Here is an 11507-nt window from a genome sequence, read left to right on the forward strand (position 1 = left end):
TGATTGAATAAACCAATGGAAACCCTTATATAATTTATATACCCCCGTCGTCATTGAAGATGCGTGATTTTTTATTCACATCAGGTCATGACTGCGCCCATGATAATTAATCTGACCGCTTCCCAACAAGAAGCCCTCGAATTGATGCATGATACGACTCGTGACGGATGGGTGCGTGATCGCATCAAAGCTGTCCTTTTAGCTTCTAAGGGCTGGACTGCTCAGATGATTGCCCAAGCCTTGCGTATTCACGAAACCACGATGAGTCGCCATCTGAAAGATGACTTCTCTGAGGAAAAACTCACCCCCGAAAACCCACTATGAACTATGATTCAACCAATCAGGCTTAACCATATGGGACTTGCAATGACTGGCGCAAAGTAGGTTATTTCCCCGCAACCAGCCTTTTCCTGACATGCTACACTCCCCTCCCTCTTTCGGGGTTCAAACCCATTACTGGGTAAGGATAAGTCAGGCTTGCAATAGGCACTCCAACAGCCTATGATTATCTCAATACATTGAGATAATCACTTGATTTACAAAGAAAAATGGCGCACTTAGAACGGAATGTCATCATCGAAATCCATTGGTGGCTCATTACTCTGTGGCGCGGGAGATTGTGCCGGACGAGATGGCGCACCGCCGCCGCTGAATTGCTGAGAGGCTTGTGGTTGCGGTGATTGCTGTGGTTGCTGTGGTTGTCCCCAACCGCCTTGTGCCGGTGCATCTTGGCTCGCACCACCGCGGCCACCCAACATCTGCATGGAACCGCCGATAGGGTTGACCACAACTTCGGTGGTGTAACGGTCTTGCCCGCCCTGATCCTGCCATTTACGAGTCTGCAAAGCACCTTCAATATACACCTGAGAACCTTTGCGCAGATATTCACCGGCGACTTCTGCCAATTTGCCGAAAATCACGACACGATGCCATTCGGTTTTCTCTCTCATCTCACCGGTTTGCTTATCGCGCCAGCTCTCAGACGTTGCCAGAGTAATGTTGGCAACGGCACCGCCATTCGGCATATAGCGAACTTCCGGGTCCTGCCCCAAATTACCCACTAAAATAACTTTGTTTACGCCTCTGCTGGCCATTGGAAATACTCCTGATGAAATGAATTTTGCTAAAAACGGATTTCTCTAATTATAAGCAAAGTAGTTTAGCATGCGAGGAGTAAGTTTATATAGAGACCCGTTATATTATACTTTGCGAAGCGCATCGTACTTTACATTGCCGTGGTTACAGCATGATTCGCCATCAAACACTGTATATCCATTCAGCCATGTTTGTGCAATAATAATACGTTTACGAGTTTTGCTCTATTAATAATCTGGGAAGTGGTATATGGATAACATCGAAGTTCGGGGCGCCCGCACCCATAATCTCAAGAATATCAATTTAGTTATTCCCCGTGACAAGCTGATAGTTATTACGGGGCTATCCGGTTCTGGTAAATCATCTTTGGCTTTCGACACCCTGTATGCGGAAGGGCAACGTCGCTATGTTGAATCACTCTCTGCCTATGCCCGCCAGTTTTTGTCACTGATGGAAAAACCGGATGTCGATCATATTGAGGGGCTATCCCCGGCGATTTCCATTGAGCAAAAGTCGACTTCCCATAACCCTCGCTCTACGGTCGGAACCATAACTGAAATTCACGATTACCTGCGCCTGCTGTTTGCGCGAGTGGGTGAACCACGCTGCCCTGAACACGATATCACGCTGGCAGCACAAACGATCAGCCAGATGGTGGATAATGTCTTGGCACTGCCAGAAGGCCAGCGCCTGATGCTGCTGGCTCCTGTCGTCAAAGAACGCAAGGGCGAGCATACCAAGCTGTTGGATAATCTCGCTACACAAGGTTATATCCGCGCCCGTATTGATGGTGAAGTGTGTGACCTTTCCGATCCACCGAAACTCGAATTACAGAAAAAACACACCATCGAAGTCGTTATCGACCGTTTCAAAGTGCGGGCTGACCTCGCCCAACGATTGGCGGAATCCTTCGAAACCGCGTTAGAACTCTCCGGTGGCACTGCCGTCATTGCCAATATGGATGATACACAAGCCGAAGAGTTGGTTTTCTCCGCCAATTTTGCCTGCTCAATATGTGGCTATAGCATGAGTGAGCTGGAGCCCCGCCTGTTTTCCTTCAACAACCCCGCAGGCGCTTGCCCAACTTGTGATGGTTTGGGTGTTCAGCAATTCTTTGATCCCGATCGTGTTATCCAAAATGAAGGTATTTCCCTTGCCGGAGGGGCGATCCGTGGTTGGGATCGCCGTAATTTCTATTATTTCCAGATGCTGAGATCACTGGCAGAACACTATAAATTTGATATCGAAGTCCCGTTTAATCAATTAAGCCCGGCCATTCGGAAAGTCGTTTTATACGGTTCAGGCAACGAGTCCATCGAGTTTAAATACACCAACGACCGGGGTGATGTGACTATACGTCACCATGCGTTTGAAGGGGTTCTGCATAATATGGAACGCCGCTATAAAGAGACGGAATCCGCCGCAGTACGGGAAGAATTGGCAAAATATATCAGTAATCGATCTTGCGTTTCCTGCGACGGGACTCGGTTGCGTAAAGAAGCGCGTTTTGTCTTTATCGAAAATACCACGCTGCCGCAAATTTCGGACTTTAGCATCGGCCATGCGATGGCGTTTTTCCAAGAGATTAAACTGAATGGACAACGCGCCAAAATTGCTGAAAAAGTCCTAAAAGAGATCCTTGATCGCCTGAAATTCTTGGTTAATGTTGGATTAAATTATCTGTCTCTCTCCCGTTCGGCAGAAACCCTTTCGGGTGGTGAAGCCCAGCGTATCCGTTTGGCGAGCCAGATCGGGGCGGGTCTTGTCGGTGTGATGTATGTGCTGGATGAACCCTCTATTGGTCTGCATCAACGCGATAATGAACGTTTGCTGGAAACATTGTTGCACCTGCGCAATTTGGGCAATACCGTTATCGTCGTCGAACATGATGAAGATGCCATCCGGGCGGCTGATCATATTATTGATATCGGGCCGGGAGCAGGCGTACATGGCGGCGAGATTGTTGCCGAAGGCACGGTTACCGATATCATGGAGAGTCCCAAATCCCTTACCGGAAAATACTTGAGTGGCGAACATAAAATTGCCATTCCACAGCAACGTGTGCCTGCCAATCCAGATAAGATACTGAAATTGATTGGGGCAAAGGGCAATAACCTGAAAAAGGTAACATTAAAATTGCCCGTTGGCCTGTTGACTTGTATCACAGGTGTTTCCGGGTCCGGTAAATCAACGTTGATCAACGATACCTTGTTCCCTATCGCACAGCGCCAGTTAAACGGGGCAACCAATATCAATCCTGCCCCCTATGTCGATATCCAAGGTCTTGAGCATTTTGACAAAGTCATCGATATCGACCAAAGTCCAATTGGCAGAACGCCTCGCTCAAACCCTGCCACTTATACCGGTGTATTCACACCTGTAAGGGAGTTATTCTCCGGCGTTCCCGAATCCCGCACCCGTGGCTATACACCGGGGCGTTTCAGTTTCAATGTTAAAGGCGGACGCTGTGAGGCCTGTCAGGGCGATGGCGTCATTAAAGTTGAGATGCACTTTTTGCCCGATGTTTATGTGCCTTGTGATCAATGCAAAGGCAAGCGTTACAACCGCGAGACGCTGGAAATCAAATATAAGGGTAAAAATATTAATGAAGTGCTGAATATGACCATCGAAGAGGCGCGGGAGTTTTTCGATGCGATCCCCGCCCTCTCCCGCAAACTGCAAACGTTGATCGATGTTGGCCTCTCTTATATTCGTCTGGGGCAATCTGCAACGACGCTTTCAGGCGGGGAAGCACAACGGGTAAAACTGGCGCGGGAATTATCCAAGCGGGGTACAGGGCAAACCCTGTATATTCTTGATGAGCCAACAACCGGCCTGCATTTTGCAGATATCCAGCAATTACTGTCCGTTCTGCATCTATTGCGCGATCAAGGAAATACCATTGTCGTCATTGAACATAATCTGGATGTGATCAAAACGGCTGACTGGATTGTCGATCTTGGTCCAGAAGGCGGCAGCGGTGGCGGTGAAATACTGGTTTCGGGAACGCCAGAAGAAGTGGCTCAATGTGAGAAATCCCATACTGCTCGTTTCTTGAAGCCGATACTTGAACGAGTTTAATTGATTAATTTCTTGTCTAAATCACCTACAATCCTCCCCACGAAATGGGGAGTTTTTTATTCATTTTCTAGCGAATTGTTGTCCAATTTCATCTCCATACGCGCAGAAATACCTTCTTTTACGATCATTTCGGACGAAACAACCTTTAATAAATTAGCAATGTATTGTTGATCTAATATTATTAATAATCACATTGCCTAAGCATTAATGTCATAATGACATAACATATGCTTTAAATTTATAATGGAGATTAAACATGTATATGTTTTTACCGTTCTTAATTGCGCTAGTGATAATCGTCACTGTCATTACCGGCAAGAAAAAGCTGACGTATATGCTTTGGTTTGCTTTATTCATCATCACGGTATTTTGGTTTAAATATCATGCAACTGATGCCTTAAATCTTTCTTTCTAACCGGAGGCCGTAATGAATAATACACTGTCAGCACCGCGTAATATTAACCTCGCAATGGCCTTGAATATTCTGGGTCTGTTCGGTATTAGTGTGATTTTGATCGTCGCGTTTTATTATCAATTAGCACGTTTTGAACTTCCCTGCCCATTATGTTTATTACAGCGGGCAGGCATTATCATGATTGGCTTTGGCTTTTTATTTAATATTTATTTTGGCATAAAAAATGCCCATTATAGCTTTTCACTGCTTGGCTGTATTGTGACGGGTTTCGTTGCCATGCGTCAGGTTTCCCTCCATATCATGCCGGGAGATACAGGATATGGTTCAACTTTCTTCGGCCTGCATTTTTATACTTGGGCTGCCATTGTCTCTGTTCTGACTATTATTGCCATCGCAGTTATCATGCCGCTGAAAGCAGGTAATGTGGATTCAGCAAGATATACTCCACCAGCATTGGGCAAAATTGCCATGAGTTTGTTCGCATTTTTGATTGCAGCCAATCTGGTTTCTACCATATTGGAATGTGGTAGTGGACAATGTGATGACAACCCAACGTTTTACCAGTTACTGAAGAAATAATCCTTTTATATTGAAATTATTCAAACAGAAGGCGGCATAATTCCAGCCGCTTTCCGTTTTTTCAATTGAATGGTTTGATATTAAAATCAAAGAGACGTGTTAAAAAATTACTGACTCACCGCAGTAAACGCCTCGGCAATGCGCTGTACGTTATGGTGATTCACGCCAGCCATGCACACTCGGCCAGAACCGACCAGATAGACGCCAAATTCTTCACGCAATCTAGCCACTTGTGCCTGACTGAATCCGGTATAACTGAACATGCCACGTTGTTTTAATAAATGGTCGACGTTTTTCTCTGGCAGGGCTTGTTGCAGGGCATTGACCAATACTGTCCGCATTTCCAGAATACGCAAGCGCATCCGTTCAACTTCACTCAGCCATTGATTTTTTAATTCAGGATTAGCCAATACTCTGGCAACAAGCTGTGCACCAAAATTTGGCGGGCTGGAGTAAATACGGCGGACACCGGCTTTCAACTGCCCTAAGACATGTTCAGCCGCTTTTGTATCATCACAGATAATGGATAATCCACCAACACGCTCACCATACAGCGAGAAAATTTTCGAGAATGAGTTGCTGACCAAACAAGGCAAGCCCGCATTTGCCATTGCGCGGATCGCGTAGGCATCTTCTTCCATGCCATCGGCAAATCCCTGATAAGCGATATCAAGGAATGGGATCAGCTCCCGCTCTTTGGCAACCTGAACCACCTGATCCCATTGACCATTCGTGAGATCTGAACCTGTTGGATTATGACAACAAGGGTGCATTAAGATAATGCTTTTTGCTGGCAGTTGCTTGAATGTTGCCAACATTTCATCAAATTTTACCCCTTTGGTTTTATCATCAAAATAAGGGTAATAATTCACCTTAATGCCTGATCCGGCAAAAATAGCCGCATGGTTTTCCCATGTTGGATCACTGCACCAGACTTCAGAATCAGGGAAATAACGGTGTAAGAAATCAGCGCCGACTTTCAGTGCGCCTGAACCGCCCAATGTTTGGATCGTGGCAATACGCTGCTGATTTAATAATGGATGATCTTTGCCGAACAGCAATTCCTGAACCGCTGTGCGATAAGCAAGCAATCCTTCCATTGGAAGGTAAAGGGAAGCAGATTGTAGCAAGGCTCTCATTTGTTCTTCAGCCGTGGCAACAGCCTGCAATTTTGGCGTTATTCCTTGCTCATCGTAATACAACCCAATGCTTAGATTAATTTTTTCTGCGCGAGGATCGTTTTTAAATTCTTCCATTAACGATAGGATAGGATCACCCGCATACGCATCAACATGTTGGAACATTAACGTTTACTCCCTGCTATTGAATGATTAAAAGAGGCAATAATAGACAATATAGCTTACCGGATTATTCGTCTAGATATTCCATTGCAACACGTGAAGTCAGTTTCGTCATCAATTCATAAGCGCTAATCCCTGAGTACTCAGCAATTTTTTCAACCGCCAGGGTATTCCCCCAAAGGATGACTTCATCCCCCACTTTATCCTGACAGGCTGGCCCCAGATCCACCGTAATCATATCCATGGAAACACGGCCAACAAGTGGGACTTCCCGGCCATTGATAAATGTGGGTGTACCGACCGGGGCACTGCGGGGATAACCATCACCGTATCCCATCGCCACAACACCAAGGCATGTGTCACGTTCACTGCACCACGTACCGCCATATCCCACGGCTTCACCCGCTTTGTGTTGCCGGACAGCGATTAAGCTGGATTTGAGTGTCATGGCAGGGCGTAAACTAAAGTCAGCAGCCGTGTTATCTGCCATTGGTGATGCCCCGTACAGCATGATACCGGGACGAACCCAATCCAAATGCGCTTTCGGCCATAATAAAATCCCCCCTGAGGCAGAGATGGATTTTTCACCAGCCTTATCTGCGATAAAGGCCATAAAACGCTCAATTTGTTGCTGCGTCGTTTCAACTGTCGGCTCATCTGCACGGCTAAAATGGCTGATGATATTGACGGGTTGCCCAACGTTGCGACAGCGGCTCAGACGTTGATAAAATGCGTCTGCTTCATCGATCCTGACCCCCAGACGATGCATACCGGTATCGAGTTTCATCCACACTTTAATTGGATGAGACAAATCCGCCTGTTCCAAGGCTTCAAGCTGCTCAATACTGTGCACCACGGTTTCAATATGATTGACGACCAAAACGGGGAGATCCGCTGCGTCAAAAAAACCTTCTAACAGCAAGATGGGCTTGACAATTCCGCCACTGCGCAAGGCAAGTGCTTCCCCAATGCGAGCGACACCGAAGCAATCAGCATCTTCCATGGTGTACGCAGTTTCTAATAAACCATGTCCATAAGCGTTTGCTTTCACAACTACAATCAGTTTACTGTCAGGCGCTTGCGCTCTCACCTGTTGCAAATTGTGTCGCAGAGCGCGGCGGTCGATAACAGCAGTGGCCGCTTTCATTTCATCCCCTTTTTTTATGTTTAGGTTTATTCGTCGCTATAACTTGGGCCAGCATAATTATCGAAACGTGAAAATTGACCATTAAACGTCAGCCTTGTTGTACCGATAGGGCCGTTACGCTGTTTACCAATGATGATTTCTGCCACGCCTTTCAGTTCACTGTTATCGTGATAAACCTCGTCACGATAGATAAACATGATCAAGTCGGCGTCCTGTTCGATAGAGCCTGATTCACGCAAGTCAGAGTTAACCGGACGTTTATCGGCCCGCTGCTCCAAACTACGGTTAAGCTGGGAGAGTGCAACAACCGGCACTTGAAGCTCTTTTGCCAGTGCTTTCAGTGAGCGGGAGATTTCCGCAATTTCCAGTGTTCGGTTGTCAGACATAGAAGGCACCCGCATCAATTGCAGGTAGTCGATCATAATTAAGCTAAGCCCGCCATGTTCGCGGAAAACCCGCCGCGCCCGGGAACGCACTTCAGTTGGTGTCAGACCCGATGAGTCATCAATATACATATTGCGTTTTTCCAGCAAAATTCCCATGGTGCTGGAAAGGCGCGCCCAATCTTCATCATCAAGCTGACCGGTACGAATACGTGTTTGATCGACACGGGACAGGGACGCCAGCATACGCGTCATGATCTGATTGCCGGGCATCTCAAGGCTGAAAATCAGAACAGGTTTATCCTGCATCATCGCGGCATTTTCACACAGGTTCATCGCAAAGGTCGTTTTACCCATTGAAGGACGCGCCGCCACGATAATTAAATCTGATTTCTGCAAGCCCGCAGTTTTCTTATCCAAATTTTGATAGCCGGTAGAAACCCCTGTTACGCCGTCATGTGGCTGTTGATAGAGCTTCTCAATGCGTTCAACGGTTTCTTCCAGGATCTGTTCAATCCCTTTCGGGCCTTCATCTTTATTTGCCCGATTTTCTGCGATCTGGAATACCCGTGACTCTGCCAAATCCAGCAGTTCTTCGCTGGTTCGCCCTTGTGGATCGTACCCCGCATCCGCAATTTCATTTGCTACCGCGATCATATCCCTTACGACGGCACGTTCACGGACAATATCAGCATAAGCGTTGATATTCGCCGCACTTGGGGTATTTTTTGACAATTCGGCCAGATAAGCGAACCCGCCGACATTATCGAGCTCACCATTCTGTTCAAGGGATTCCGATAATGTGATCAGGTCAATAGGCTTGCCCGTTTCGAGCAAACGCTGCATTTCAGCGAAAATACGCCTGTGTGGACGGCTGAAGAAATCATTACTGACCACCCGCTCGGATACATTATCCCAACGTTCATTATCCAGCATCAAACCGCCTAACACGGATTGCTCTGCTTCCAAAGAGTGTGGTGGAAGTTTCAGCCCTTCCACTTGGCGATCTTTTGGTTCAGCCATACTGTTGTTAGTTGGTTTTTTCCCAGCCATGTATACCGCATCAATTCACTAAATAAAAAACGAAATAGTCCATCAGTATACGTCATCAAAACAACCTTGAGTAAATATATATAGTCTGCAATGATTTCGGATACATTGACGCTATTTGCAGTCATTGCAATGCAAACATGCGAGGTTGTTCCCAATATTTTTAACATAATGAGAGCGTTACCATGGCAAAACACATTGAATTTTCTGCTATAGGCGGCCCAGAAGTACTCCGATATTGTGAATTTACACCTGCTGCCCCTGCGCCTGATGAAGTACAAGTCGAAAACAGAGCTATCGGCATTAATTATATTGATACTTACATACGCAGTGGATTATATCCACCAGCCAGCCTGCCCACCGGATTGGGAACAGAAGCCGCTGGGGTTGTCACTCAAGTTGGCTCAAAAGTGACATCCATTAAAGTCGGTGATCGTGTGGTTTATGCCCAGTCTGCCTCAGGTGCTTACAGTGAAATACATAACGTCCCTGAAAGCAAATTAGCCTTGTTGCCTGATGAGATCTCATTTGAACAAGCGGCTGCGTCATTTTTAAAAGGCTTAACCGTTTATTATCTGTTCAATCTGACCTATAAACTACAGGCGGAAGAAACCATTCTGTTCCATGCCGCTGCCGGTGGCGTTGGTTTAATTGCCTGCCAGTGGGCAAAAGCATTGGGGGCGAAGTTGATTGGAACTGTGGGTTCAGACGAAAAAGCGGCGCTCGCCGGAGCAGCGGGAGCATGGCAAACCATCAACTATCGTCGCGAGAATATTGTGGAACGTGTCTTAGCGTTTACTGGCGGGGAGAAAGTCGGCGTTGTCTATGATTCTGTCGGCAAGGAGACATGGCTCGATTCACTCGATTGCCTGAAACGCCAAGGTTTGATGGTCAGTTTCGGCAACGCCTCGGGGCCGGTTACAGGGGTAAATTTAGGTATCCTCAATCAGAAAGGTTCGCTGTTTCTCACCCGCCCTTCTATTAATGGCTATATCACCAGCCGCGAAGAGTTGGCAGAAGCCAGCAAGGCACTATTTGATTTAATTGCCAGCGGCAAAATCAATGTGGATGTACCAGAGGATCAGAAATTTCCCCTGAGTGAAGCGGTAAGAGCACACCAGACACTGGAAAGCCGCGCCACTCACGGTTCAAGCTTATTGATCCCATAAAGCACCTGAGCGGATTATATCCGCTCTGTCACCATTTCCAGCGCTTTTTCAATCACCCTAATATCAGCGCCCGGTTTGTGGGCGTTTTCACTTAAATGACGACGCCACTGACGTGCGCCCGGAATTCCCTGAAAAATGCCTAAAATATGGCGAGTGATATGCCCTAAATAAGTGCCTTTTGACAACTCTTGTTCAATATAAGGATAAAGCACCTTAACCGCATCAACCGTATTGGTCACGGGAACGGTTTGGTCAAACAATTCACGATCCACATGTGCCAGAAGAGATGGATTCTGATAGGCTTCCCGCCCAATCATTACGCCATCGACATACTGCAAGTGCTGCTTCGCTTCTTCCAACGATTTAATGCCACCATTAATTGAAAGTGTCAGTTGTGGGAAATCTTGTTTTAATTGATAAACTCGTGGGTAATCCAAAGGCGGAATTTCGCGATTTTCTTTTGGACTTAAACCAGACAGCCACGCTTTACGCGCATGAATAACAAAGTTATCACAATCACTGTCTTTCACGACGGTAGCAATGAAATCACACAGAAACTCGTAACTATCTTGTTCATCAATTCCGATGCGGGTTTTAACGGTAACAGGGATATCCACAACATCTTGCATTGCCTTGACACAATCGGCTACCAGCGCTGCTTCTCCCATCAGACAAGCCCCAAAACGCCCATTCTGCACACGATCAGAAGGACAACCGACATTCAGATTGATTTCATCGTAACCCCTTTCCTGCGCGATCTTGGCACACTGCGCCAATGCCTGAGGATCACTGCCCCCTAATTGCAGTGCCAACGGATGCTCTTGCTCGTTATAAGCCAGATAATTCCCTTTACCGTGAATAATCGCGCCCGTTGTGACCATTTCCGTATAAAGCAACGCTTCCTTGCTTAATAGGCGATGGAAGTAACGGCAATGGCGGTCAGTCCAGTCGAGCATGGGTGCAACGGAGAAGCGGGAAGGTTTGAATTTATGGGCTTTTCCGTTGATTTCAGAGATATTTTTTAATTCTTTATTTTCGTGCATTTTGGGGTCTGTTTTTGCTTTTTCAGTACACCAGATAGAAGGTGTTTCAGGATATCAGGGATTACATGGAGCGGCGCAGTATAACATAGCTGAATGTTCAGGCACAAAATCGGTGTCATTCAGACAATGAGCCAGACGTGATTACATGTTTGTAACAATAAACAAACATTTTCAAATGACTTAATAAGAATATTATCAGTATAGAAAATAATTCCATAAATAAAACGCAAAGACTTTCATTGGT

9 protein-coding genes and 1 pseudogene are annotated in these 11507 nt (G+C 46.4%); 5 read left to right on the top strand and 5 right to left on the bottom strand.

Annotated features, from left to right (window positions below; all coding sequences use genetic code 11):
- Nucleotides 1-99: 99 nt before the first annotated feature.
- A pseudogene (locus PSI17_RS14590) lies at nt 100-315 on the top strand (helix-turn-helix domain-containing protein); the annotation flags it as partial.
- Between the two features lie 242 nt (nt 316-557).
- On the opposite strand, the gene ssb1 reads toward PSI17_RS14590, so the two are convergent.
- On the bottom strand, nt 558-1094 hold the full coding sequence (ssb1, locus tag PSI17_RS14595) for a single-stranded DNA-binding protein SSB1 (RefSeq protein ID WP_273552668.1): 537 nt from the start codon (nt 1092-1094) through the stop codon (nt 558-560).
- A 250-nt stretch (nt 1095-1344) separates the two neighbouring features.
- Here ssb1 and uvrA point away from each other — a divergent pair, with 250 nt between their 5' ends.
- The 3 genes from uvrA (at nt 1345) to PSI17_RS14610 (ending at nt 5170) form a co-directional block, all read left to right on the top strand.
- Nucleotides 1345-4176, top strand: a complete 2832-nt coding sequence (uvrA, locus tag PSI17_RS14600; protein WP_273552669.1) for an excinuclease ABC subunit UvrA — start codon at nt 1345-1347, stop codon at nt 4174-4176.
- Between the two features lie 256 nt (nt 4177-4432).
- Nucleotides 4433-4591 carry a DUF5993 family protein gene (locus PSI17_RS14605; RefSeq protein WP_273552670.1) on the top strand — a complete coding sequence of 53 codons (159 nt, stop codon included), beginning with the start codon at nt 4433-4435 and terminating at the stop codon, nt 4589-4591.
- Nucleotides 4592-4603: 12 nt separating this feature from the next.
- A complete protein-coding gene (locus PSI17_RS14610; protein ID WP_273552671.1) occupies nt 4604-5170 on the top strand; it encodes a disulfide bond formation protein B in 567 nt (188 codons plus the stop codon).
- A 107-nt stretch (nt 5171-5277) separates the two neighbouring features.
- Here PSI17_RS14610 and PSI17_RS14615 read toward each other — a convergent pair whose 3' ends face one another.
- The 3 genes from PSI17_RS14615 to dnaB all read right to left on the bottom strand — a co-directional run bounded on the left by PSI17_RS14615 (nt 5278) and on the right by dnaB (nt 9054).
- A complete protein-coding gene (locus PSI17_RS14615) occupies nt 5278-6474 on the bottom strand; it encodes an amino acid aminotransferase (protein WP_273552672.1) in 1197 nt (398 codons plus the stop codon).
- Nucleotides 6475-6538: 64 nt separating this feature from the next.
- Nucleotides 6539-7618, bottom strand: coding sequence for an alanine racemase (alr, locus tag PSI17_RS14620; RefSeq protein WP_273552673.1), 1080 nt, complete (start codon nt 7616-7618; stop codon nt 6539-6541).
- Nucleotides 7619-7644: 26 nt separating this feature from the next.
- A complete protein-coding gene (dnaB, locus tag PSI17_RS14625; RefSeq protein ID WP_273552674.1) occupies nt 7645-9054 on the bottom strand; it encodes a replicative DNA helicase in 1410 nt (469 codons plus the stop codon).
- Nucleotides 9055-9236: 182 nt separating this feature from the next.
- Between dnaB and PSI17_RS14630 the strand changes: the two genes are divergently transcribed.
- Nucleotides 9237-10220 (top strand): quinone oxidoreductase, encoded by a 984-nt coding sequence (locus PSI17_RS14630; protein ID WP_273552675.1) that lies wholly within the window; start codon nt 9237-9239, stop codon nt 10218-10220.
- 14 nt (nt 10221-10234) lie between these two features.
- Here the strand turns inward: PSI17_RS14630 and dusA are convergent, their stop codons facing one another.
- The gene (gene dusA / locus PSI17_RS14635) at nt 10235-11263 is read right to left on the bottom strand and encodes a tRNA dihydrouridine(20/20a) synthase DusA (protein ID WP_273552676.1); all 1029 of its coding nucleotides are present in this window, start codon (nt 11261-11263) and stop codon (nt 10235-10237) included.
- Nucleotides 11264-11507 lie beyond the last annotated feature (244 nt).

The sequence above is a fragment of the Xenorhabdus sp. IM139775 genome (genome assembly GCF_028598745.1).
Lineage (GTDB): Bacteria > Pseudomonadota > Gammaproteobacteria > Enterobacterales > Enterobacteriaceae > Xenorhabdus.

Bases quoted from the DNA above. Each gene is read 5' to 3' on its own strand.
- PSI17_RS14610 (WP_273552671.1), top strand. From the start codon at position 4,604: ATGAATAATACACTGTCAGCACCGCGTAATATTAACCTCGCAATGGCC.
- PSI17_RS14630 (WP_273552675.1), top strand. From the start codon at position 9,237: ATGGCAAAACACATTGAATTTTCTGCTATAGGCGGCCCAGAAGTACTC.
- alr (WP_273552673.1), bottom strand. From the start codon at position 7,618: ATGAAAGCGGCCACTGCTGTTATCGACCGCCGCGCTCTGCGACACAAT.
- dnaB (WP_273552674.1), bottom strand. From the start codon at position 9,054: ATGGCTGGGAAAAAACCAACTAACAACAGTATGGCTGAACCAAAAGAT.
- PSI17_RS14605 (WP_273552670.1), top strand. From the start codon at position 4,433: ATGTATATGTTTTTACCGTTCTTAATTGCGCTAGTGATAATCGTCACT.
- ssb1 (WP_273552668.1), bottom strand. From the start codon at position 1,094: ATGGCCAGCAGAGGCGTAAACAAAGTTATTTTAGTGGGTAATTTGGGG.
- dusA (WP_273552676.1), bottom strand. From the start codon at position 11,263: ATGCACGAAAATAAAGAATTAAAAAATATCTCTGAAATCAACGGAAAA.
- uvrA (WP_273552669.1), top strand. From the start codon at position 1,345: ATGGATAACATCGAAGTTCGGGGCGCCCGCACCCATAATCTCAAGAAT.
- PSI17_RS14615 (WP_273552672.1), bottom strand. From the start codon at position 6,474: ATGTTCCAACATGTTGATGCGTATGCGGGTGATCCTATCCTATCGTTA.